We start from the raw sequence: 22,461 nt of genomic DNA, 5'->3' as shown, positions 1-22,461 counted from the left end.
CGATGACGCTTGATTTGTCGAAGCCGGCGACTGCCGGCTACCTGAGCGGTTTCGCGAACGAATTCGCGACCGAGGCACTGCCCGGCGCGCTGCCCCACGGCCGCAACTCGCCGCAGCGCGCACCGTACGGACTGTATGCGGAGCAATTGTCGGGCACCGCGTTTACCGCGCCGCGCGGCCACAACCGACGCTCGTGGCTGTACCGCATTCGCCCGGCCGCCGTGCACCGGCCGTTCGAGCCGTACGCGGGCTCGCCGCGGCTCGTATCGGAGTTCGGCGACTCGGCCGACGTGCCGCCGACGCCGCCGAACCAGTTGCGCTGGGATCCGCTGCCGATACCGGTCGAGCCGACCGATTTCGTCGACGGACTGGTGACGATGGCCGGCAACGGTTCGGCCGCCGCGATGAACGGCTGCGCGATCCACCTGTACGCGGCGAACCGCTCGATGCAGGACCGCTTCTTCTACAGCGCGGACGGCGAACTGCTGATCGTGCCGCAGCAGGGGCGCCTGTTCATCGCGACCGAATGCGGCCGGCTCGACGTCGAGCCGTTCGAGATCGCGGTGATCCCGCGCGGCGTGCGCTTTACCGTCGCGCTGCCGGACGGAGACGCGCGCGGCTACATCTGCGAAAACTTCGGCGCGTTGCTGCGTCTGCCGGATCTCGGCCCGATCGGCTCGAACGGTCTCGCGAACCCGCGCGATTTCCTGACGCCGCAGGCCGCGTACGAAGACCGTGAAGGCGCGTTCGAACTGATCGCGAAGCTGAACGGGCGCCTGTGGCGCGCGGACATCGGCCATTCGCCGCTCGACGTCGTCGCGTGGCACGGCAACTACGCGCCTTACAAGTACGACCTGCGCCTGTTCAACACGATCGGCTCGATCAGCTTCGACCATCCCGATCCGTCGATCTTCCTCGTGCTGCAGTCGCAGAGCGACACGCCGGGCGTCGACACGATCGACTTCGTGATCTTCCCGCCGCGCTGGCTCGCGGCCGAGGATACGTTCCGCCCGCCGTGGTTCCACCGCAACGTCGCGAGCGAGTTCATGGGGCTCGTGCACGGCGCGTACGACGCGAAGGCCGAAGGCTTCGTGCCGGGCGGCGCGAGCCTGCACAACTGCATGTCGGGCCACGGGCCCGACGCGGACACGTTCGAGAAGGCGTCCGCGAGCGACACGTCGAAGCCGCACAAGGTCGACGCGACGATGGCGTTCATGTTCGAAACCCGCACGCTGATCCGGCCGACGCGCTACGCGCTCGACACCGCGCAGCTGCAGGCCGACTACTTCGAATGCTGGCAACGCATCAGGAAACACTTCAATCCGGAGCAACGATGAGCGATACCCAAGACTGGCGCGCGACGCTCGACCCGGCCCGCAAGAGCTGGGTCGAGTCGGCGAACGACGCCGCCTGCGATTTCCCGATCCAGAATCTGCCGTTCGGGATCTTCAGCGATGCGAAGCAAGCGTCGCGCCGTGCGGGCGTCGCGCTCGGCGACCAGATCGTCGATCTGGCGGCGCTCGCGCGCGCGGGCCTCGTGACGCTGCCGGCCGGCGCCGACGTGTTCGCCGCGCCGACGCTCAATGCGTTCATCGCACTCGGCCGCGACGCATGGCGCGGCGTGCGCGTGCAGCTGTCCGATCTGTTTTCGCGCGACAACGCGCGGCTGCGCGACGACGCGGCGCTGCGTGCGCAGGTGCTGGTCGCGCAGCGCGATGCGACGCTGCATCTGCCGGTCGAGATTCCCGGCTACACCGATTTCTATTCGTCGAAGGAGCACGCGACCAACGTCGGCTCGATGTTCCGGGATCCGAAGAACGCGCTGCTGCCGAACTGGTCGGAGATGCCGATCGGTTACAACGGCCGTGCGTCGTCGGTGGTGGTGAGCGGCACGCCGGTGCGGCGCCCGAACGGGCAGTTGAAGCTGCCCGACCAGGAGCGCCCGGTGTTCGGCGCATGCCGCAAGCTCGACATCGAACTGGAGACGGGCTTCATCGTCGGGAAGGGCAACGCGCTCGGCGAACCGATCGCGTGCGAGGACGCGGAAGCGCACATCTTCGGGATGGTGCTGCTGAACGACTGGAGCGCGCGCGACATCCAGCAGTGGGAATACGTGCCGCTCGGCCCGTTCAACTCGAAGGGTTTCGCGACGACGATTTCGCCGTGGATCGTCACGCTCGACGCGCTCGAACCATTCCGCGTCGCGCAGCCCGAGCAGTCGCCGCAGCCGCTCGCGTATCTGCGGCACGCGGGCAAGCATGCGTTCGACATCGCGCTCGAAGTGACGTTGCGCGCCGACGGGGCAGCGGAGGCGACGTCGATCTGCCGCACGAACTTCAGGCACATGTACTGGACGATGGCGCAGCAGCTCGCGCATCACACGGTCGCGGGCTGCAACACGCGCGTGGGCGACCTGATGGGTTCGGGCACGATCAGCGGGCCGACGAAGGATTCGTTCGGCAGCCTGCTCGAACTGACGTGGAACGGCAAGGAGCCGGTCGCGCTGAACGGCGGCGGCAGCCGCACGTTCATCGAGGACGGCGACGAGCTCACGCTCGCCGGATGGTGCGAGGGCGACGGCTATCGCGTCGGGTTCGGCACGTGTGCCGGCAAGATCCTGCCGGCGTTGAAGGCGTAACGCGTAACGCGTAACGCGTAATACGCGACGTATCGCGACCCGAACACGACGGCCCGCATGGCGCGGGCCGTCGTCGTTTTCGCGGTGCGAACGGCGCTGCCGGGGCCGCGCCGCGCGGGTGCGCGCGACGGTCGTGTCGGCGCCGCGCGTCGCTGCGTCGCGGCGCGTATGTGCCGGTGTCAGACCGCGCGCTGCAACGCGGCGCGGCGCTCCCACAGCGCGGCCGCGACGAACGCCGCGACGCAGACGACCAGCACGCCGACCAGCGCGTGGCTGCCCAGCTGTTCCATCAGCGCACCGGCGACCAGTGGGCCGCCGAAGCTCGCGGCGCTCCACGACGCCGAGACGAGCGAGCTTGCGGTGACGAGCGCCGCACCGCGAAAGCGCTCGCCGCACGCGACGAGCGACAGCGTGTAGATGCTGCCGGCCGCCGCGCCCAGCACGAACAGCAGCGGCCAGCACAGCCACGGATTCGCGATGACGAACGGCAGCAGCGGCAGGCCGGCGAGCACGATCCAGCCCGCGCTGAGGTGCACGCGTTCGCGGCCGAGCCTGTCGGCGAGCCAGCCGATCGGGAACTGCATCGCGGTGTCGCCGAACAGCATGATCGACGCGAGCAGCACGGCGGTCGCGCTCGCGACGCCGTGATCCATCGCATAGAGCGGCAGCAGCGACAGCGCGAGCGTGTCGAACAGCGCGAAGAAGCCGGTGCCGATGATCAGCGCGGGCATGCGCGGCAGCACGTCGAGCCAGCGGCCGTGCGCTTCGTGATGCGCGTCGTCGCCGGCGAGCGGCGCGCGCCGGATCGTCGCGAGCGTCGGCAGCGCGAGCAGGAACAGCGCGCCGCACAGCGCGAAGCGGATGCCCGTCGCGCCGGCGATCTGGCTCACGAGCACGGGGCCCGCCATCTGGAACAGCGTGAAATTGGTCGCGTAGATCGCGACGACGCGGCCGCGCGTCGCATCGTCGGCGAGCTGGTTGACCCACGCCTCGCCGATCGTGAACAGCAGCATCAGCGCGGCGCCGCACAGCACGCGCAGCGCGCCCCACAGGATCAGGTCCGACGTGAACTGCATCAGCGCGGTAGCCGCCGCGAGCAGCACGACCGACACGACGATCGCGCGGCGCGCACCGATATGCCGCGCCAATGCGGTGACGAACGGGACGATCGCGAGGCCGCCGAGCGCCTGCGCGGCCGTCAGCATGCCGACGACGTTGGTGCCGTGTCCGGCCTCGGTCAGTGCGAGCGCGGTGAGCGGCAGCGTGGCGCCGGTGCCGAGACCGACGACCGCGACGCTCAGGATCAGCGCAAGGAAATCACGATTGAGAATGGCTTTCATCGGCCGGGATGCTACACCGCGGCCCTTGAAAGGTCCATGAAGGCCATCAGGTCCGCGTGGGGTTGCGTGCGCAACGATCGCGACAGCGCGGCTTCATACGTATTCGGTCGGCACGGCCACCGGGCGGCGTTCGAGCGACGCCGACCACAGCGTGAGCGCGAGCGCGGCGACGGCCATCGCGACGCCGACCCACGGCAGGCTCACGAGCGACACGCCGGAACCGATCGCCATGCCGCCGAGCCATGCACCGGTCGCGTTGCCGAGGTTGAACGCGCCCTGGTTCAGCGTCGATGCGAGGTTCGGCGCGTCGCTCGCGCGGTCGACGATCAGGATCTGCAGCGGCGGCACGATCGCGAACGCGAGGATGCCCCACACGAAAATCGTCGCGAGCGCGGCGAACGGCAGATGCATCGTGCCCGCGAACAGCGCGAGGACCACGCCGATCAGTGCGAGCGTCGCGATCAGCGACGGCATCCGGCGCCAGTCGGCGAGCTTGCCGCCCAGCGTGCCGCCGACCGTCAGCCCGAGGCCGAACAGCAGCAGCACGTAGGTGACCTGTCGCGGCGAAAAGCCCGTCACGTCCTCGAGGATCGGCGTGATGTACGTGAACACGCTGAACAGGCTCGCCGATGCGAGCACGCTGATGCCGAGCACCATCAGCACCTGCGGGTGCTTCAGCACGCCGAATTCGCGCGTGATGCTGGTGTCGGGCATCGCGAGGTGCTTCGGCAGGCAGACGGCGAGCGCGGCGGCCGCGGCGATGCCGATGCCGGTGACGGCCCAGAACGTCGCACGCCAGCCGAACGCCTGGCCGAGCGCGGTGCCGAGCGGCACGCCGAGCACGTTCGCGAGCGTGAGGCCGGTGAACATCAGCGCGATCGCCTGCGCGCGACGGTTCGGCGCGACGAGATTGCTCGCGACCACCGAGCCAATCCCGAAGAACGCGCCGTGGCAGAACGCGGTGACGACGCGCGCGGCCATCAGCACCGCATAGCCCGGCGCGATCGCGCAGAACAGGTTGCCCGCGATGAACAGCCCGATCAGGCCCATCAGCGCACGCTTGCGCGGCATCTTCGCGGTGACGATCGCGAGGATCGGTGCACCGATCGTCACGCCGAGCGCATAGCCCGACACGAGCATCCCGGCAGCCGGGATCGACACGCCGAGGTCGCGCGCGACGTTCGGAAGCAGCCCCATGATCACGAACTCGGTGGTACCGATTCCAAATGCGGCGACGGCGAGGGAGAAAAGAGGTAAGGGCATCGCGGAAGGCTCGGGAAAAGCCGTCGTGCGGGCGGGCGCGGGATGCGCGGGGCGGACGGACGGCGAGGCGGACGACAGTCGCGATTCTACTTCAGTGAAAACCCCTATGTTTGGGGCCAAAACGGGATGTTGCCGGCGTGCGACGGGGCAGCGCGCGGGAAACTCACAGTGTGGGATTCGGCGGGGTTTGCGGCGGTGAATCGGGCGGGGGGACGGAACGGCGGCGGCGCCGGTGTGCGCGTCAGGCGACGCGTTCCGGGAACCCGTCGACGCTTGGGGTCGGCGAGTTTGCCGCGTCGGCGTCGGCGCCGGTACCCGCTGCCGGTTCCGCGTTGGCGAGCGACGAAGGCGCTCCGGTCGCATCGGCCGCGGCCGGATCGTCCCAGCCGTTTTCGAACAGGCACGCTTCGATCGGCATCCGCGCGGCCCAGCGCTCCTGCTCGAGCATCGGCTTCGCATAGAACGCGTCGACGTGCCCGACGCACAGGACCGCGATCGGCTTCGCACCGTCGGGCATCCGCAGCAGCGCGCGCAGCGCGTCGACGTCGAACAGCGACACCCAGCCCATCCCGAGCCCTTCCGCGCGCGCCGCGAGCCACATGTTCTGGATCGCGCATGCGGCAGACGCCAGGTCCATTTCCGGCAACGTGCGGCGGCCGAATACGTGGCGCTCGCGGCCGTCGGCGAGCGCGACGACCAGCAGCTCGCCGCATTCGCGCACGCCTTCGACCTTCAGCCGCATGAATTCGTCCTGGCGCTCGCCGAGCGCGTCGGCGGTCGCGCGCCGCTCGGCCTCGACCAGCGCGTGGATCGCGGTGCGCAGCGCGGGATCGGTGATGCGGATGAAACGCCACGGCTGCATGAAGCCGACGCTCGGCGCGTGATGCGCCGCGCGCAGCAGACGCGCGAGCACGGCCGGATCGACGGGCGCCGGCGTGAAGTGGCGCATGTCGCGCCGTTCGAAAATGGCGCGGTAGACGGCGGCGATGTCGGAGTCGTCGAAACGCATGAGGGGCAGGCGGCGGGATAACGTCGGCGCAACGATAGCAGACGCGGCGCGGGAATCGTTACATCAGTCGAAACAAAGCGCAAAATTGTTGACGAAAAAGGTCGGCGGTGCAGCGAAATCGAAAAGCAAACGATTGCGTTCTCGCCGGCGCGCGTGAAATGCGGGGATTTCGTTGGTTTCTCAGCGATTCGCGGTGACGACGTTCTGCGGTGTGCCCGCATGCCACGCTTCGATGTTCAGCAGGGTGGTGTGCGCGATCTCGGCGAGCGCCTCGCGCGTGAAGAACGCCTGGTGCGACGTGACGATCACGTTCGGGAACGTCAGCAGGCGCGCGAGGACGTCGTCCTGCAGCGGCAGGTCGGAGTGATCCTCGAAGAAGAGCCCGCTTTCCTCTTCGTACACGTCGAGCCCGAGATGGCCGAGCCGGCCGCTCTTGAGCGCGTCGATCAGCGCGTGCGCGTCGACGAGGCCGCCGCGCCCGGTGTTGATCAGCATCGCGCCGGGCTTCATCCGCGCGAGCGTCCGTTCGTTGATCAGGTGGTGGGTCGACGGCAGCAGCGGGCAGTGCAGGCTGACGATGTCGGCGCGCTGCAGCAGCTCGTCGAGCTCGACGTAGCGTGCGCCGAACGCGATCAGCTCGTCGTCGTACGGCGGCATCGAGTGCGCGAGCACGTGCATTCCGAAGCCCATCATGATCTTCGCGAACACGCTGCCGATCAGGCCGGTGCCGATCACGCCGACGGTCTTGCCGTGCAGGTCGAAGCCGAGCAGCCCGTTCAGCGAGAAGTCGCCCTCGCGGGTACGCGCGACCGCGCGCGGCAGGCGCCGGTTGAGCGCCAGGATCAGCGCGACCGCGTGTTCGGCAACCGCGTGCGGCGAATAGGCGGGCACCCGCACGACCGTGACGCCGAGCCGCTCGGCGGCCGCCAGGTCGACATGGTTGAAGCCCGCCGAGCGCAGCGCGATCAGGCGCGTGCCGCCGTCCGCGAGACGTTCGAGCACGGCCGCGTCCACGCGGTCGTTGACGAACGGGCAGACGACGTCGTAGCCGTGCGCGAGGATCGCCGTTTCCGCGTCGAGGTGCGACGGCTGGAAGTGCAGCCGATAGCCGAACTGCCGGTTGGCGGCCGCAAACGAATCGTCGTCGTACTGCCGGCTGCTGAACAGGATCACGCGCACGCTGCACCTCCGATGGCTGACGCGCGCAGTTTACTGCAGGCCCGTGACGATGTCGGCGCGATCGGGCCCGCGCGGCGGCCGCAGGAAGCCGTAGTCGGTCCGTTCGCGGGCCGGCTGCGCGCTGAAGTGGTCGAGCGCATGTTCGACGAAGCTGCGCGTGCGGGCCGGCACGTACTGGCGATTCGGGTAGACGAGCGACAACTGCGTATCGGGATCGTCGATCCGGTAGCCGGCCATCAACCGCACGAGCGTGCCGCTCGCGAGCGCGTCGGCGACGCACGGCTCGGGCAGCACCGCGATACCGGCGCCGGCCACGGCGGCCGCCTGGACGAGCGCGAGCTGGTTGACCGTGCAGGTCGGGCGCACCGTGACGGCATGCGCGACGCCGTCGTGGCCGACCAGTTGCCACGCGGGCGCATGCTGGTGCGGTGCGAGCGTGACCCAGTCGTGGCCGGGGAGGTCGTCGGGCACGCGCGGCTCGCCGCGCCGCTCGAGATAGGCCGGCGCCGCGCACGCGACGAACGGGTTCGGCGCGAGCGCATGGCCGATCAGCGTCGGGTTGCCGTCGAACCGGTTGCCGGTGACGATGCCGACGTCGTAACCCGAATCGAGCACGTCGAGCGGCCCTTCGGCGACGGTCAGCTGCACGCGCAACTCGGGGTAGCGGTGCCGGAAGCTGCTGACGAGCGGCGTCAGCGCCAGCGGCGACAGCAGCCCCGACGCGACGACGCGCAGCGTGCCGGCCGGCTCGCGCACGGCATGCGCGACGGACGATTCGAGGTGATCGAATTCCTCCAGCAGCGCGCGGCACCCGTCGAGGTAGCGCACGCCGGCCTCGGTCAGCGACAGGTTGCGCGTGGTGCGATGGATCAGCCGGGTGTTCAGGTGACCCTCGAGCATCGCGATCGAACGCGTGACGAGGGCATTGGACACGCCGAGATGGTGTGCCGCGCGCCGGAAGCTCTGCTGCTCGGCGACGCAGACGAATACACGCATGGTCTGAATCTGGTTCATGGCTGCGTATTTCTGGCCCGGTTGATTGATTATGGTGGTGGTATTTCGCCGCACGGCCTCGAAAGCGCATCGTGCGATACCCGGTTCTTTCCTGTATCGAAAAATCGTTTTTTTCGATTCCGCAGACAATTGTTAAATACGGAAGCGATATCCGTCAACCTGAGAAAAGGGGCGGGTTGCGGAAAATCGAAATCGAGGGTAACGCGTTAAACGAAGTGCTGTCTCGTATGGCTGCCGTTCAAAGGCGATCCGGTAAATGAATTAATGTGACTGTGGCGAATGTTTTGCATGTTAATCAATGGCTTGTATGGATTTCGCATGGGTTGGGTCAGGTATTGCCAGAAAGCGTGCCCCAATACATGTAGACGTAATGGATGTTCTTCGCTCGTGCGCGAATTTCGCTTATCTGATTCCCGGAGGAGATTTTTACCGTGGAGCGGGTCTATTTTTTCGAGGCGGAAGTCGGTCTGAACCGTCGATGTCGGCGAATCGCGGCGTTATTGGGTAAGTAAATCGCGCGCTTGACGCACGAATGGAACCGTTTCACGGCCCGGCCGGCATTCCTTTTTCAATCGGATCGACCGGCCCGCCGCCCGCATACGGCCGACCGGCCCGGTCCGGCGACCGGGCCACCGCCGCGCTGTCCGGCCGCGCGTGCCTCTTGCGCGTGACGGCGGAACGCGGAATGATCGATCAATTCGCTTGCCGCGAGGCGAGCGTCAGTGCACTTCCTTTTCTCTTCTCGACCAGCCATGTCCATCGATTACTCGCCGATTCCCTGTCCCGTCGTCGTGCCGCTCGACGCGATCCTGCCCGAAGAACCGCTGCTGATGATGGGCGCCGGCCCGGTTCCGATTCCGGCCGCCGTCGCGAAGGCGAACACGATCGTGATCAATCACCTCGGCGCGACGATGGCGAAGATCATCGAGCAGGTGAAGGAGATGGCGCGCTACGTGTTCCAGACCCGCACGAAGTGGGTGCTCGGCGTCGCGGGCCCCGGATCGGCCGCGATGGAAATGGCGATCTCGAACCTCGCGTGGCGCGGTACGCGCGTGCTGTCGATCCGCAACGGCTTCTTCAGCGCGCGGATGGCCGAGATGGCCACGCGCGTCGGCGCCGACGTCGCGACGCTCGAAGTGGCCGACCGCGCGGTCGCCAGTCTCGACGAGGTCGCGGACGCGATCGCGCGCGAACGGCCCGAGATCGTCACGATCGTGCAGGGCGAGACGTCGAACACCGTGTGGAACCGCGACCTGCGCGACATCGCGGCGATCGCGAAGGCGGCCGGCGCGCTGGTCGTGGTCGACGCGGTGTGCACGCTGTCGACGATGCCGCTCGAGATGGACGCGTGGGGCATCGACGCGGTGATCACCGGCGGCCAGAAGGGGCTGTCTTCGATCCCGGGCGTGTCGCTGATCGCGTTCTCCGACGCCGCATGGGAGCGGATGAAGCACCGCCCCGAACCGAACGCGCACTGGTGCCTCGACATGGCGCTCGCGGAGAACTTCTGGCACAACGCCGGCTATCACTACACGGCGCCCGTGTCCGGCGTGCTCGCGCTGCACGAGGCGCTGCGGCTCGTGTGCGCGGAGACGCTCGAAAGCCGCTTCGCGCGCCATCTGCGCTGCTCGCTCGCGCTGCAGGCCGGGGTCGAGTCGTTGGGGCTCAAGCTCTATGCGCCGAAGGACTGCCGGCTGAACTCGGTCGTCGGGATCGAGACGCCGGAAGGGCTCACGCCGGGCATGGTCTGCGGGCATATCTCGAAGCAGTACCAGGTCGAGATTTCGGGCTCGTTCGGGTTGCCGATCGTGCGGATCGGGCAGATGGGCGAGCAATGCCGCGAACACAACCTGTTCCGCACGCTGCATGCGTTCGGCCGCACGATGGTCGACCTCAAGGTGCCGGTCGACCTGCCGGCCGGCGTCGCGGCGCTCGAACAGGAACTGTCGCGGCGCGGCGCGTAACGCGCGAAAGCGACGAAAGGGGCCGCGCTCAGCGGCCCTGCATCGCGCGCCGGTACGTATTCGGCGTCGTGCCGTGCGCGTCGCGAAAGCGATGGCTGAAGTGGCCGGCATTCGCGTACCCGCAGTCGGCCGCGATCTGCGCGAGCGGCAGCGCGGTCGTGCGTAGCAGCTCGCGCGCCCGCGCGAGGCGCTGCTCGGCGACCCATGCATGCGGCGCGCGGCCGAACGACAGCCGGAACATCCGCGAGAAGTGGTATTCGGACAGCGCGGCCACTTCGGCGAGTTCGCCGAGTGTCAGCGGCTGCGTCAGGTACGTGTCGATGTAGTCGCGCACGCGGCGGCGCACGGCCGGCGCGAGGCCGCCGCGGAACGACGTGTCGGTGCGCGTCGCGCTCTGTCCGCGCAGCAGCAGGCTCAGCACTTCGTGCGCGGTCTCGTTCACGCGCAGCCGTTCGTCGGCGTCGTCCCAGCCATCCAGGGCGAGCGCGCGCAGCAGCGCGGCGACGCGCGCATCCTCGAAGTAGGTGCGGTCGGCGAGCTTCAGTTCGCGCGGTTCGCGGTCGAGCTCGCAGATCGCACGCTGCGTGAAGTGCTCGGGCAGGAAATACAGGTGGATGAAGTGCATCTCGCCGCGCACCCACCAGCGCGATTCATGGTCGCCCGGCAGCGCGCACAGCAGGCTCGGCGCGCCGTAGCGCGGCACGCGCTGGCGCTCGGTCCGGTAGCCGCCGTCGAGGTAGCACGACAGCGTGTGGTGACCCGGCTGCTCGTAAATCGTCTCGCTTTCGTCGGTGATCCGCGTCCATTCTGCGATCGCGAGATGGTCGCCGAGCCACGCGAAGCGCTCGAGCGTCGCGTTCGCGTCGGCGAGCGTGCGGCAGACCGACTGCAGGCCGAACGGCAGATCGCCGCCGGCCAGGGCGGCGGGGTGGTCGACGGGCGGGGCGGAAAGAGAGACGCTCATGATGCGCCGAGTATAAGCGGGTGCGCAGCGCCGCGTGCGGTGTCCCGAAAAAGACCGCAATTCCGGACAATCGGCGCGCGCCGGGCGGCGGCATAGTCGGATTCCCGTTTCATTCGTCTTTTCGGATCGTTGCCGCCATGAACCTGTCGCTTTATTTCGTCACCGTGCTGATCTGGGGCACCACCTGGATCGCGATCAAGTGGCAGCTCGGCTCGGTGCCGCCGCCCGTGTCGATCGCATGGCGCTTCTGGCTCGCGGCCGCCGTGCTGTTCGCGCTGCTGCGCGTGATGCGCCGGCCGGTGCGCCCGCCGCGCGAAGCGTGGCGCTTTCTTGTGGCGCAGGGCTTCGCGCTGTTCTGCGTGAACTTCCTGTGCTTCTACTACGCGGAGCAGGTCGTGCCGAGCGGCCTCGTCGCTGTGATCTTCTCGACCGCGCCGCTGCTGAACTCGATCAACGGCCGGCTGTTCATGGGCCGTCCGCTGCGGCCGTCGGCGATCGCCGGCGCGCTGCTCGGGCTGACCGGCATCGCGTGCCTGTTCTGGCAGCAGATGGCCGGCCATCTCGACGACCATGCGACCTGGATGGGCCTCGCGATCGCGTTCGCGGGCACGATGTGCTTCTCGGCCGGCAACCTGCTGTCGAGCCGGATGCAGTCGATGGGGCTGCATCCGCTCGTGACCAACGGCTGGGCGATGCTGATCGGCGCGGCGATCCTGACCGTCGGCAGCGCGGTGGCCGGCTTGCCGTTCACGCTCGACACGAGCCCGCGCTATCTCGGCGCGCTCGTCTACCTGGCCGTGCCCGGCTCGGTGATCGGCTTTACCGCGTATCTGACGCTCGTCGGCCGGATCGGGCCGGAGCGGGCCGCGTACTGCACGGTGCTGTTTCCGATCGTCGCGCTGGCCGTGTCGACGGTGTTCGAGGGTTACCAGTGGTCGCCGCTCGCGGTCGTCGGGCTGCTGCTGGTGGTGGCCGGCAACCTGGTCGCGTTCGACCTGACGCGGCGGTTGTTTCTCCGGGCCGCGTGACCGGCCTGCCCGCCGCACCGGCCTCGTCCGGATACGGAAACGCCCGCGCGATGCGGGCGTTTTTATTTGGGGTGGCCGGCCGCGTGATTGCCGCGACCGGCTTCGTTGCAACGGGCCGCGCGATCAGGCCGCCGCGCCGCTTTCCGTCACTCGCGCCTGGCGCTGGTACAGCACCATCGACAGCGCGACGCCCGCCGCGGCCGCCACCGCCGCGAACAGGAACACCTGCGGATAGCCGAACGCGCCCGCGACATAGCCGGCGAGCGGGCCCGTGATGCCGAGCGACAGGTCGAGGAACACCGAGTACGCGGACAGCGCCGCACCGCGGCTCGCGGGCGGCACGAGCGCGACCGCCTCGACGCCGAGCGCCGGGAAGATCAGCGCGAAGCCGAAGCCCGTCAGCGCGGCGCCGACGAGCGCGACGTGCGGCACGGGCGCGAGCCACAGCAGCACGAGGCCCGAGCATTCGAACGCGAACGACACGATCGCGACGCGGAAGCCGCCGTAGGTCTTGATCGTGTTCGCGAACAGCAGGCGCGCGCCGATGAACAGCGTGCCGAACACGGTCAGCGACAGCGCGGCGTTCGGCCAGTGCCGCGCCGCGTAGTACAGCGTGACGAAGGTCGCGATCGAGCCGAAGCCGGCCGAGCCGAGCGCGAGGCCGAGGCCGTGGGGCAGCACGCGCGTGAACACGCTCGCGTACGACATCCGTTCGCCGTGCACGAGCGGCACCGGATCGATCAGGCGCGCGAGGTAGAAGCCGAGCGCGGCCAGCGCGATGACGATCACGCCGATCAGCGCGGGATTCAGCGTATGCGCGATCGCGACGCCGACCGGTGCGCCCAGCGCGAGCGCGCCGTAGGTCGCGATGCCGTTCCACGAGATCACCTTCGCGTTGTGCGTGACGCCGACCCGGCCGATACCCCACAGGATCGCGCCGGTGCCGCACAGGCTTTCGCCGACGCCGAGCACGAGCCGGCTCGCGACCAGCAGCACGAGGCTCGCGACCGGCCAGTGCGCGAGCAGCAGCGCGACGAGCAGCAGCACGCCCGACACGCCGCAGCCGATCAGCCCGCGCAGCACCGTCTGCTTCGGGCCGAGCGTATCGGCGAAGCGCCCGGCGAGCGGCCGCGACGCGAGCGTCGCGAAATACTGGACGCTGATCGCGCCGCCCGCGACGATCGCGGAAAAGCCGAGGTCGTCATGGACGAAGCCCGGCAGCACCGCGAGCGGCAGGCCGATGGTCAGGTAGCAGATGAACGTGAAGCAGACGACGGACACGATTTGCAGCGTGACCGCGAACCCGCTGCGCGGCGGTGTGGCGGAGTCGGTTGACATGGGGTCGGAACGAATGAGCGAAACGCACGAAAGACGGGGAAAAGGGAATCGGGATTTTCCCATGGAACCGGTTTTGGCGCAGGTACCATTTAGTTAATCGCGACCTGTTCTGGAGGCCGACGGACGGTGGCGGCGGCGCGGGGACAGGGCCGGGAGCCCCGTCAGGCAGGCCGCCGGGCCGCCGCGGCGCTCATATCGCGTCAGTTATATGGGCCCCATGCGTGATGGGCTATGGGTTGCGAAATTTGATGGTGATAGCGTGCAAACTGTCAGAAAAACGTCGGTCGAGCGCACTGCGCGGGCCGCCTTGCCCCCCATTTGAAGAATCATCGAGACATGAGTGAGCCGATCCGCTTCTACCATCGTCACGCGATCCGCGAAGTCAGCGGCGCGGACGTTACCCGCACCGTGCTGCAGTATCTGCGCGAAGACGCGCATTGCACCGGCACCAAGGAAGGCTGCGCGGAAGGCGACTGCGGCGCGTGCACGGTCGTCGTCGGCGAACTGACCGACGCCGGCGCGGTCGAGTTCAAGGCCGTCAACGCATGCATCCAGTTCCTGCCGACGCTCGACGGCAAGGCGCTGCTGACGGTCGAGGACCTGCGCCAGCCGGACGGCACGCTGCATCCGGTGCAGCAGGCGATGGTCGACTGCCACGGGTCGCAATGCGGGTTCTGCACGCCCGGCTTCGTGATGTCGATGTGGGCGCTGTACGAGAAGCACGGCCACGAAGGCTGCGGCACGGCGTGCGCGAAGGCGAAGGACGTGCCGACGCGCACCGAGATCGCCGATGCGCTGACCGGCAACCTGTGCCGTTGCACCGGCTATCGCCCGATCGTCGATGCGGCCGTGCAGATGTTTGACGCGGCCGGCGAAGGTGGGCCGGCTCCGTCGGCGCCGGTCGACACGGCCGCGCTGGCCCGCACGCTCGCGTCGCTCAAGCGCGACGACACGTTCGACTACACGACGCTCAACGGCGCGCGCTTCGCGGCGCCGCGCACGCTCGACGCGCTGGCTGCGCTGAAGGCCGAGCGGCCCGACGCGCGCATCCTGGCCGGCAGCACCGACATCGGCCTGTGGGTCACCAAGCAGATGCGCCGGCTCGACGACCTGATCTACGTCGGCCAGATCGCCGAACTGCAGCGCGTCGCGGAACGCGGCGACTGGATCGAGATCGGCGCGGGCGTGACGGTCGAGAAGGCCTACGCGGCGCTCGCCGGCACGTATCCGGAGCTGACCGAGATGTGGAAGCGCTTCGCGTCGCTGCCGATCCGCAACGCGGGCACGATCGGCGGCAACGTCGCGAACGGCTCGCCGATCGGCGATTCGATGCCGGGCCTGATCGCGCTCGGCGCGCGTGTGGTGCTGCGCGGCGGCGACACGGTGCGCGAGCTGCCGCTCGAGGCGCTGTACACGGGTTACCAGCAGAAGGACATGGCGCCGCACGAATTCGTCGTCGGCCTGAAGGTGCCGACCCGCACCGGCGCGCGCGAGAAGCTGCAGTTCCGCACGTACAAGCTGTCGAAGCGGTTCGATTCCGACATCTCGGCCGTGTGCGCGGCGTTCGCGTTCATCGCGGACGGCGACACGATCCGCGAACCGCGCGTCGCGTTCGGCGGGATGGCCGCGACGCCGAAGCGCGCGGCCCAAACGGAAGCCGTGCTCGACGGCGCGCAGTGGCACGAAGCCACCGCGCAGGCCGCGATGCAGGCGCTGGAGCGCGACTACCAGCCGCTGTCCGACATGCGCGCGACGAGCGCATACCGCCTCGATACCGCGAAGAACCTGATGTATCGATTCTGGCTGGAGACGCGTGCGCACGACCCGCTGCCGCCGCAAGCCCTGAATGTGCGTGAAGTGGCCGCCGAAGCCGGCACCGACGCGGCGCGCGTCTGAAGACGGAGAACACCGAACATGAACCAGCAAGCAGAACCGTTCCTGAGCACCCTCGACCCGCAAGCCGACGCCGCGCAGGTCCACGTCTCGCGCGCGCACGAATCCGCCCACCTGCACGTGAGCGGGCGCGCGACCTACACCGACGACATCCCGGTCGTCGCGGGCACGCTGCACGCGGCGCTCGGCCTGTCGGCGAAAGCGCACGCAAGAATCGTGTCGATGAACTTCGACGCGGTGCGCGCGACGCCGGGCGTGGTCGCCGTGTTCACGGCCGACGACATCCCGGGCGTCAACGACTGCGGCCCGATCATCCACGACGACCCGGTGCTCGCGAAGGGCGTCGTGCAGTTCGTCGGCCAGCCGATGTTCATCGTCGTCGCGACGTCGCACGAAACCGCGCGGCTCGCCGCGCGCCGCGCGCAGGTCGACTACGAGGAGCTGCCCGCGATCCTCACCGCGCAGGAAGCGCGGGCGGCCGAAACCTACGTGATCCCGCCGCTGAAGCTCGCGCGCGGCGACGCGGCCGCGCGGCTCGCCGTCGCGCCGCACCGCGAGTCCGGCGAAATGCTGCTCGGCGGGCAGGAGCAGTTCTATCTCGAAGGCCAGATCGCGTACGCGGTGCCGAAGGACGACGACGGCATGCACGTGTACTGCTCGACGCAGCACCCGAGCGAGATGCAGCACCTCGTCGCGCACGTGCTCGGCGTCGCGTCGCACAACGTGCTGGTCGAATGCCGCCGGATGGGCGGCGGCTTCGGCGGCAAGGAATCGCAGTCGGGCCTGTTCGCCTGCTGCGCGGCGCTCGCCGCATGGAAGCTGCTGTGCCCGGTGAAGCTGCGTCCGGACCGCGACGACGACATGATGATCACCGGCAAGCGGCACGACTTCCATTACCGCTTCGACGTCGGCTACGACGACGACGGCCGCATCGACGGCGTCGCGCTCGACATGACGTCGCGCTGCGGCTTCTCGGCCGACCTGTCGGGCCCGGTGATGACGCGCGCGGTGTGCCACTTCGACAACGCGTACTGGCTGGGCGACGTCGCGATCGCCGGCTACTGCGGCAAGACCAACACGCAGTCGAACACCGCGTTCCGCGGCTTCGGCGGCCCGCAGGGCGCGTTCGCGATCGAGTACATCCTCGACGACATCGCGCGTTCGCTCGGCCGCGATCCGCTCGACGTGCGCTACGCGAACCTGTACGGCAAGACCGAGCGCAACGTGACGCCGTACGGGCAGACCGTCGAGGACAACGTGCTGCCCGAGCTGCTCGGCGAACTCGAGGCGACGAGCGACTACCGCGCGCGGCGCGCGGGCGTGCGCGAATTCAACGCGCGCAACACGGTGCTGAAGAAGGGCATCGCGCTCACGCCGGTGAAGTTCGGCATCGCGTTCAACGTCACGCACTTCAACCAGGCCGGCGCGCTGGTGCATATCTATACCGACGGCTCGGTGCTCGTGAACCACGGCGGCACGGAGATGGGGCAGGGGCTCAACACGAAGGTCGCGCAGGTCGTCGCGCACGAGCTCGGCATCCGCTTCGGCCGGATCCGCGTGACGGCGACCGACACGAGCAAGGTCGCGAACACGTCCGCGACGGCGGCCTCGACGGGCTCGGACCTGAACGGCAAGGCCGCGCAGGATGCGGCGCGCCAGCTGCGCGAGCGGCTCGCGGTGTTCGCCGCGAAGCAGTTCGGCGACGGCAAGGTCGATGCGGCCGACGTGAAGTTCGGCAACGACTTCGTGTGGGTCGGCGGCGCGAGCGTGCCGTTCGGCGAAGTGATCGCGAAGGCGTACCTCGCGCGCGTGCAGCTGTGGTCCGACGGTTTCTACGCGACGCCGAAGCTGTACTGGGACCAGTCGAAGCTGCAGGGCCGGCCGTTCTACTACTACTCGTACGGCGCGGCCGTGTCGGAAGTCGTGATCGACACGCTGACGGGCGAGATGCGCACGCTGCGTGTGGATGCGCTGCACGACGTGGGCGCGTCGCTGAACCCGGCGCTCGACGTCGGCCAGGTCGAAGGCGCGTTCATCCAGGGGATGGGCTGGCTCACGACAGAAGAGCTGTGGTGGAACAAGGGCGGCAAGCTGATGACGCATGCGCCGTCCACGTACAAGATCCCGACGGTGAACGACACGCCGCCCGAGTTCAACGTGAAGCTGTTCAAGAACCGCAACGTCGAGGACAGCATCCACCGTTCGAAGGCCGTCGGCGAGCCGCCGCTGCTGCTGCCGTTCTCGGTGTTCTTCGCGGTGCGCGACGCGGTGGCTGCGGTCGGCGACTACCGCGTGAACCCGCCGCTCGATGCGCCGGCGACCGGCGAATCGATCCTGCGCGCGGTCAACGCGGTGCGCGCGGCGAAGGCAGGCTGACATGCACGGCCACGCCCGCCCGCTTCGCACCGCGCAGCACCCGGCGTTCGAGCCGGGCACCGGCCAGCGCAACCGCGCGACCGGCACGCCGGCGCCGATGCACATCGTGCTGTTCGGCGCCGGGCACGTGGGGCACGCACTCGTCACGCTGCTCGGCGCGCTGCCGTGCGTCGTGCAGTGGGTCGACACGCGCGACGAGCTGTTCCCGGACGAATGTCCGCCGAACGTGCAGCCGGAGCCGACCGACACGCCGGAGGCGGTCGTCGACGCGGCGCCGCCCGGCGCGTACTTCCTCGTGATGACGCACAACCACGCGCTCGACTTCTCGCTCGCCGCGCAGATCATGCGGCGGCGCGACTACGCGTACTTCGGGATGATCGGCTCGCGCACCAAGCGCGTGAAGTTCGAGCGCCGGCTCGCCGCGCGCGGCGTCGATCCGGCGCGGCTCGTGGAGATGGTGTGCCCGATCGGCGTTGCGGGCATCGTCGACAAGGCGCCGGGCGCGATCGCGGTGGCCGTGTGCGCGGAGCTGCTGCAGGCGCGCTCGGGCATGCCGGTGGCCGATGCGAAGGCGGCCGCGTCGGGGCGTGCGCGCGACGACGTGTCCTGCGCGCGGTAGCGCGGCGCCGCGCGTTTTTGCATACACTGCACGGCGCCGCGCGGCATCGGGCCGCGCCTTACCGTGCCCGCACCATGTCCGATCACCCGATCTATCTCGACACGCTCGACGCGAGCCTCGTCGCCATCGAGCGCTGGCTGTCCGGCGTCGATACCGCGCCCGACGCGCTCGACACGCTGATGGCCGCGTTTTCCGCCGCATTCACGATGATCCTGACCGACGGCCGCGTGGTCGATCACGCCGGCATGCGCGCGCTGTTCGCGACGCTCGGCGGCGCCAAGCCGGGGCTGCGCATCACGCTGTCGGACATCCGCGTGCTCGCGGCCGACACGTCGCATGCGGTGATCACCTATCTCGAAGCGCAGCACGCGAGCGCGGGCGAACTGCCCGCGCGTCGCGCGACCGCCGTGTTCGAGCGCGACGCGGCAGGCGTCGTGCGCTGGGCCCATCTACAGGAAACCTTCTGCACGGCCTGAGCGGCCGCGCGCCGTTTTGCGTCGCGTTTTGCGCCGCGTATCAGCGTTTGCGCGCGCGGGCGACCGTCAGCTCGTCGGACACGCTCTGCATCAGCGCGCATAGCCACGCGATGTCGGTCGGGCGGTCGGGCTGCGGATGCGTGAGCAGGTAGCTCTTGATGCGCGGGAACGGCACCGGCGGCGCGACGACGACGAGCGGCAGCAGTTGCGCGTAGTGCGTCGCGAAGCGGCGCGTCGTCGTGAAGATCAGGTCCGACTGCAGCAACACCTGCGGCACGATCCCGAAGTACGGCAGCGTCGTCACGATGCGCCGCGTGAGGCGTGCGCGTGCAAGGCCGATCTCGATCGCGTTGCGCTTGTCGCCGGTGTACGGCGTCGGGGCGACGTGCGCGGCCGACGCATACGCTTCACGCGTGAGCGGCGCGTGCGCGAGCGGATGCGCGTCGCGCATCAGGCACACGATCGTGTCGGAGAACAGGTCCTGGCGCGCGAACTGCGGGTCGGGCTTCGGCCAGTTGCCGATCACGAGATCGAGCGCGCCCGATTCGAGCGCGCCCGCGTGATCGAGCGCGGGATTCAGCGAATCGATTTCCAGATGCGCATGCGGCGCCGCGTCGCGAAAGCGCTCGATCAGCGTCGGCATGAAGAAATCGTTCAGGTAGTCGGGCGCCGCGACGCGGAACGTGCGCCGCGCGGACGACGGATCGAAGTCGCCGTGCGGCGTCGCGATGAAGTCGACCTCGCGCAGCGCGCGCGACGCGGCCCCGAGCAGCGACGCGCCGTATTCGGTCGGCACCATCCCGGATTTGCCGCGCACGAGGATCGGGTCGTTCAGCGTCTCGCGCAGCTTGCGCAGCGCGGTGCTGATCGCGGGCTGCGTCTGGTTCAGCCGCAGCGCGGCCTGCGTGACGCTGCGCTCGAGCAGCAGCGTGCGCAGCACGCGCACGAGCCAGATGTCGAGCGAGGCGGTACGGTCGTCGTCTTCCATCGTTGAAGGGTGATTCACGCGAAGCGTAACCTTACCGCAGCCGCGCGTTCGCGTGCGTGATACCGGCCATCACGCCCGGCCCTTCGGCAGCGTGCTGATCCGCTTGACCTCGTGCGATTCGAGCCAGTTCGGCGTGCGCGCGCAGTACAGCACCATCGGCAGCGCGTCCTCGCCCCAGAACAGCTGCCGGTTCATCCAGAAGGTCGGCACGCCGAACACGCCGAGCGCGATCGCGTCGGCATTGTTGCGGGCCAGTTGCGCGGCGGTTTCCTCGAATTCGATCAGCTCGTCGCCGTGGCCGACGCCGACGCGTTCGCACAGCGCCGCGAAGCCTTCCGGCGTCGACGGGTCGTTGCCGTCGCGCCAGATGAAGCGGAATATCTCCAGCACCGTCGCGATATCGGCGCGCAGCGCGATCGCGAGGCGCAGCACCTTGTCGGAATCGAACGGGTGCGCGGGCGGCATCTTGAAACGGATGCCGAGCTGCTCGGCGCGGAACAGCGCGTGGCGGTACGTGAACACGCGCTTGGCCGGCACGTCGGCGCTGGAGCGCTGGCCCCAGTGACGCTGGAGGTCGGGCAGCGATACGGCGACCGGTTCGAACGGCACGTCCGGCCATTTGTCGTGCTGTTCGAGGAGCAGATAGGAGAACGGCGACATGAAGTCGAAGAACCAGGCGGGCTGGGCGGTATCGAGGCCGGTTGTCATGTCGATCTCCAGTGGGTGGGGCGTGCGGCGTCTGGCGGCGGCCTCCATGTTACGCGGCGCCGCGCGCATGCGGCAATGATCGCGGATCGTCCGCCTACGCGGAACCGGGAGTCGCCCGAGGGGGATCGCCGGCCGGCGGCGGCTCGGCTCCGGTGTGCGGCGGGTGCGCGCCGGTGCCCGGCGCGTCGTGGTCGTGCGCGGTGAGCCGTTCGCGCACGAAGCCGATGTGCTCGCGCAGCACGTAGAACTGTCCGGCATAGGCGAGCGGCATCTTCATCCGGTTCACCGCTTCCTCGATGTCGTCGAGCTCGTCGAGCAACTGCACACGCTCCTCGGCCGTGTGCTCGCCGAGCGCGCGGCGCTCGAGCGCGATCAGCGCGCCGTACCAGCGGTAGATGCGCGAGCGCACGCGCCAGCCGTACAGCGACGGCACGAGCCGCAGCCCCGGGATCAGCACGACGATCAGCGGCACGACCACCACCAGCAGCCGGTCGACGAGGCTCGCGACCCAGAACGGCAGCCGTCGGTACAGGAAGGTCTTGCCCGACTTGTAGTAGCGCGCGGCGTCGTCGGACAGCGGGAAGCCGCGCGTGACAGCCGACGGGAATTCGCCCGCGTGCTGCAGGATCGTCGCGTGGCCGTGCACCTCGCGGGCGGCCTCGATCAGCAGGTCGGACAGCGCGGGGTGCAGCGAGTCGCGCGCGACCAGCTCGATGGTCGGTGCAACCGTGTGGATGTCGGCGGGCGGCAGGTTGCGGCCGAGATCGTAGACGCCCATCGGCAGCGTGATCGCGGTCAGGTACGGAAAGCGCCGCGCGTACGCTTCGGCCTGCGTGAACGAGTACACGTGCACGCCCGGCGCGCGGAACAGCTTCGCCATCACCGGGATCTGCGTCGAGTCGCCGGACAGGAACGCCGCGTCGATCTTGCCGTCGAGCAGCGCCGTGGCCGCATCCTCGCCGGCGGTCGGCAGCAGCTCGGTCGAGCCGCCCGGCACGATGCCGTTCATCTTCAGCAGCGCGAGGCTCAGTTCGCGCGCGCCGCTGCCTTCCGCGCCGAGCGCGAGCCGCTTGCCCTTGAAGTCGGACAGCCGCGCGACGACCGGGCCGCGGTACATGATCGCGAGCGGCACGTAGCCGATGCTGCCGAGCGACACGAGATGCTCGTCGCGCTCCTTCGGGCCGATGCCGCTCTGCACGAAGCCGACGTCGACCGGCGCGTTCGGGTTCGACAGCCGCGCGAGATTCTGCGCGGACCCTTCGGACGACTGGACGTCGAGCGTGACGCCGTTCTTCGCGAGGATCGTCTTGTACTTCTGCGCGGCGTTCCAGTACGTGCTGCCGGGCGGCCCGGACGAGATCACGAGCGTGGACGGCGGCGCCGGCTGGATGAGCTTGACCGCGAGCCAGACGGCCGCGCCGGCGAGCAGCACGGTGGGGCCGATCGACAGCGCGAGGTCGCGCCACGACACCGCGACGAAGCGGGTGAGGATGCGGCGGGGCGGGCGAGGGCGGGCTGGCTTCATGGGGACGGCGGATGACGCTGGCGTGTCGTATCGGTGACGGTCGGGCGGTTGTCACGGACGATGCGGATTCTCGCGGCGATGGTACCCGGTTTCGCCGGGCGTGCGGGAGTCGGGCGGCCCCGCGCGGCGCGCCGGCGAC

The 22,461-nt window shown here is 69.1% G+C and carries 18 protein-coding genes; 8 read left to right on the top strand and 10 right to left on the bottom strand.

What is annotated here, in order from left to right:
* Window positions 1-2: 2 nt before the first annotated feature.
* Window positions 3-1,337 (top strand): homogentisate 1,2-dioxygenase, encoded by a 1,335-nt coding sequence (hmgA, locus tag HWX08_RS11355; protein ID WP_174919595.1) that lies wholly within the window; start codon window positions 3-5, stop codon window positions 1,335-1,337.
* Window positions 1,334-2,638 carry a fumarylacetoacetase gene (fahA, locus tag HWX08_RS11350; RefSeq protein WP_174919594.1) on the top strand — a complete coding sequence of 435 codons (1,305 nt, stop codon included), beginning with the start codon at window positions 1,334-1,336 and terminating at the stop codon, window positions 2,636-2,638. Before hmgA ends, fahA begins: the two co-directional genes overlap by 4 nt.
* 179 nt (window positions 2,639-2,817) lie before the next feature.
* Here the strand turns inward: fahA and HWX08_RS11345 are convergent, their stop codons facing one another.
* From HWX08_RS11345 to HWX08_RS11325, 5 genes are all read right to left on the bottom strand, one after another.
* On the bottom strand, window positions 2,818-3,978 hold the full coding sequence (locus HWX08_RS11345) for an MFS transporter (RefSeq protein WP_174919593.1): 1,161 nt from the start codon (window positions 3,976-3,978) through the stop codon (window positions 2,818-2,820).
* A 93-nt stretch (window positions 3,979-4,071) separates the two neighbouring features.
* Entirely contained in the window at window positions 4,072-5,241 is a 1,170-nt protein-coding gene (locus tag HWX08_RS11340; RefSeq protein WP_174919592.1) for an MFS transporter, read from the bottom strand.
* Between the two features lie 241 nt (window positions 5,242-5,482).
* Complete coding sequence (gene bluB, locus HWX08_RS11335; protein ID WP_174919591.1) at window positions 5,483-6,250, bottom strand: 5,6-dimethylbenzimidazole synthase; 768 nt, start codon at window positions 6,248-6,250, stop codon at window positions 5,483-5,485.
* A 180-nt stretch (window positions 6,251-6,430) separates the two neighbouring features.
* Entirely contained in the window at window positions 6,431-7,429 is a 999-nt protein-coding gene (locus HWX08_RS11330) for a 2-hydroxyacid dehydrogenase (RefSeq protein ID WP_107312446.1), read from the bottom strand.
* Window positions 7,430-7,459: 30 nt separating this feature from the next.
* Window positions 7,460-8,443, bottom strand: a complete 984-nt coding sequence (locus HWX08_RS11325) for a LysR family transcriptional regulator (RefSeq protein WP_069255904.1) — start codon at window positions 8,441-8,443, stop codon at window positions 7,460-7,462.
* Between the two features lie 752 nt (window positions 8,444-9,195).
* Between HWX08_RS11325 and HWX08_RS11320 the strand changes: the two genes are divergently transcribed.
* Window positions 9,196-10,407, top strand: coding sequence for a pyridoxal-phosphate-dependent aminotransferase family protein (locus tag HWX08_RS11320; protein ID WP_174919590.1), 1,212 nt, complete (start codon window positions 9,196-9,198; stop codon window positions 10,405-10,407).
* A 28-nt stretch (window positions 10,408-10,435) separates the two neighbouring features.
* Here HWX08_RS11320 and HWX08_RS11315 read toward each other — a convergent pair whose 3' ends face one another.
* On the bottom strand, window positions 10,436-11,371 hold the full coding sequence (locus HWX08_RS11315; protein WP_174919589.1) for a helix-turn-helix domain-containing protein: 936 nt from the start codon (window positions 11,369-11,371) through the stop codon (window positions 10,436-10,438).
* A 137-nt stretch (window positions 11,372-11,508) separates the two neighbouring features.
* On the opposite strand from HWX08_RS11315, the gene HWX08_RS11310 reads away from it, so the two are divergent.
* Window positions 11,509-12,399, top strand: a complete 891-nt coding sequence (locus HWX08_RS11310) for a DMT family transporter (protein ID WP_069255907.1) — start codon at window positions 11,509-11,511, stop codon at window positions 12,397-12,399.
* Window positions 12,400-12,522: 123 nt separating this feature from the next.
* On the opposite strand, the gene HWX08_RS11305 is transcribed toward HWX08_RS11310, so the two are convergent.
* Entirely contained in the window at window positions 12,523-13,737 is a 1,215-nt protein-coding gene (locus HWX08_RS11305) for an MFS transporter (RefSeq protein WP_174919588.1), read from the bottom strand.
* 336 nt (window positions 13,738-14,073) lie between these two features.
* On the opposite strand from HWX08_RS11305, the gene xdhA reads away from it, so the two are divergent.
* The 4 genes from xdhA (at window position 14,074) to HWX08_RS11285 (ending at window position 19,101) form a co-directional block, all read left to right on the top strand.
* Window positions 14,074-15,633, top strand: coding sequence for a xanthine dehydrogenase small subunit (gene xdhA / locus HWX08_RS11300; RefSeq protein ID WP_174919587.1), 1,560 nt, complete (start codon window positions 14,074-14,076; stop codon window positions 15,631-15,633).
* Between the two features lie 18 nt (window positions 15,634-15,651).
* Window positions 15,652-18,006, top strand: a complete 2,355-nt coding sequence (gene xdhB / locus HWX08_RS11295; RefSeq protein WP_069255910.1) for a xanthine dehydrogenase molybdopterin binding subunit — start codon at window positions 15,652-15,654, stop codon at window positions 18,004-18,006.
* A 1-nt stretch (window position 18,007) separates the two neighbouring features.
* Window positions 18,008-18,625 (top strand): xanthine dehydrogenase accessory protein XdhC, encoded by a 618-nt coding sequence (gene xdhC / locus HWX08_RS11290; RefSeq protein ID WP_174919586.1) that lies wholly within the window; start codon window positions 18,008-18,010, stop codon window positions 18,623-18,625.
* 74 nt (window positions 18,626-18,699) lie between these two features.
* Complete coding sequence (locus tag HWX08_RS11285) at window positions 18,700-19,101, top strand: polyketide cyclase (protein WP_069255912.1); 402 nt, start codon at window positions 18,700-18,702, stop codon at window positions 19,099-19,101.
* A 40-nt stretch (window positions 19,102-19,141) separates the two neighbouring features.
* Here the strand turns inward: HWX08_RS11285 and HWX08_RS11280 are convergent, their stop codons facing one another.
* The 3 genes from HWX08_RS11280 to HWX08_RS11270 form a co-directional block, all read right to left on the bottom strand.
* On the bottom strand, window positions 19,142-20,089 hold the full coding sequence (locus HWX08_RS11280) for a LysR family transcriptional regulator (protein ID WP_069255913.1): 948 nt from the start codon (window positions 20,087-20,089) through the stop codon (window positions 19,142-19,144).
* A gap of 69 nt (window positions 20,090-20,158) precedes the next feature.
* Complete coding sequence (locus HWX08_RS11275; RefSeq protein WP_069255914.1) at window positions 20,159-20,797, bottom strand: 2-hydroxychromene-2-carboxylate isomerase; 639 nt, start codon at window positions 20,795-20,797, stop codon at window positions 20,159-20,161.
* Window positions 20,798-20,891: 94 nt separating this feature from the next.
* On the bottom strand, window positions 20,892-22,322 hold the full coding sequence (locus tag HWX08_RS11270; RefSeq protein WP_174919585.1) for a TAXI family TRAP transporter solute-binding subunit: 1,431 nt from the start codon (window positions 22,320-22,322) through the stop codon (window positions 20,892-20,894).
* Window positions 22,323-22,461 lie beyond the last annotated feature (139 nt).

This window comes from Burkholderia metallica (assembly GCF_902832845.1).
GTDB classification, from domain to species: domain Bacteria; phylum Pseudomonadota; class Gammaproteobacteria; order Burkholderiales; family Burkholderiaceae; genus Burkholderia; species Burkholderia metallica.
The sequence above is the reverse complement of the archived record's forward strand: the minus strand, read 5'-3'. Positions and strand labels throughout refer to the sequence as shown.

What these genes read in the sequence shown, in the direction of transcription:
- hmgA (WP_174919595.1), top strand. Translation starts at nt 3, where the DNA reads ATGACGCTTGATTTGTCGAAGCCGGCGACTGCCGGCTACCTGAGCGGT.
- fahA (WP_174919594.1), top strand. Translation starts at nt 1,334, where the DNA reads ATGAGCGATACCCAAGACTGGCGCGCGACGCTCGACCCGGCCCGCAAG.
- HWX08_RS11345 (WP_174919593.1), bottom strand. Translation starts at nt 3,978, where the DNA reads ATGAAAGCCATTCTCAATCGTGATTTCCTTGCGCTGATCCTGAGCGTC.
- HWX08_RS11340 (WP_174919592.1), bottom strand. Translation starts at nt 5,241, where the DNA reads ATGCCCTTACCTCTTTTCTCCCTCGCCGTCGCCGCATTTGGAATCGGT.
- bluB (WP_174919591.1), bottom strand. Translation starts at nt 6,250, where the DNA reads ATGCGTTTCGACGACTCCGACATCGCCGCCGTCTACCGCGCCATTTTC.
- HWX08_RS11325 (WP_069255904.1), bottom strand. Translation starts at nt 8,443, where the DNA reads ATGAACCAGATTCAGACCATGCGTGTATTCGTCTGCGTCGCCGAGCAG.
- HWX08_RS11320 (WP_174919590.1), top strand. Translation starts at nt 9,196, where the DNA reads ATGTCCATCGATTACTCGCCGATTCCCTGTCCCGTCGTCGTGCCGCTC.
- HWX08_RS11315 (WP_174919589.1), bottom strand. Translation starts at nt 11,371, where the DNA reads ATGAGCGTCTCTCTTTCCGCCCCGCCCGTCGACCACCCCGCCGCCCTG.
- HWX08_RS11310 (WP_069255907.1), top strand. Translation starts at nt 11,509, where the DNA reads ATGAACCTGTCGCTTTATTTCGTCACCGTGCTGATCTGGGGCACCACC.
- HWX08_RS11305 (WP_174919588.1), bottom strand. Translation starts at nt 13,737, where the DNA reads ATGTCAACCGACTCCGCCACACCGCCGCGCAGCGGGTTCGCGGTCACG.
- xdhA (WP_174919587.1), top strand. Translation starts at nt 14,074, where the DNA reads ATGAGTGAGCCGATCCGCTTCTACCATCGTCACGCGATCCGCGAAGTC.
- xdhB (WP_069255910.1), top strand. Translation starts at nt 15,652, where the DNA reads ATGAACCAGCAAGCAGAACCGTTCCTGAGCACCCTCGACCCGCAAGCC.
- xdhC (WP_174919586.1), top strand. Translation starts at nt 18,008, where the DNA reads ATGCACGGCCACGCCCGCCCGCTTCGCACCGCGCAGCACCCGGCGTTC.
- HWX08_RS11285 (WP_069255912.1), top strand. Translation starts at nt 18,700, where the DNA reads ATGTCCGATCACCCGATCTATCTCGACACGCTCGACGCGAGCCTCGTC.
- HWX08_RS11280 (WP_069255913.1), bottom strand. Translation starts at nt 20,089, where the DNA reads ATGGAAGACGACGACCGTACCGCCTCGCTCGACATCTGGCTCGTGCGC.
- HWX08_RS11275 (WP_069255914.1), bottom strand. Translation starts at nt 20,797, where the DNA reads ATGACAACCGGCCTCGATACCGCCCAGCCCGCCTGGTTCTTCGACTTC.
- HWX08_RS11270 (WP_174919585.1), bottom strand. Translation starts at nt 22,322, where the DNA reads ATGAAGCCAGCCCGCCCTCGCCCGCCCCGCCGCATCCTCACCCGCTTC.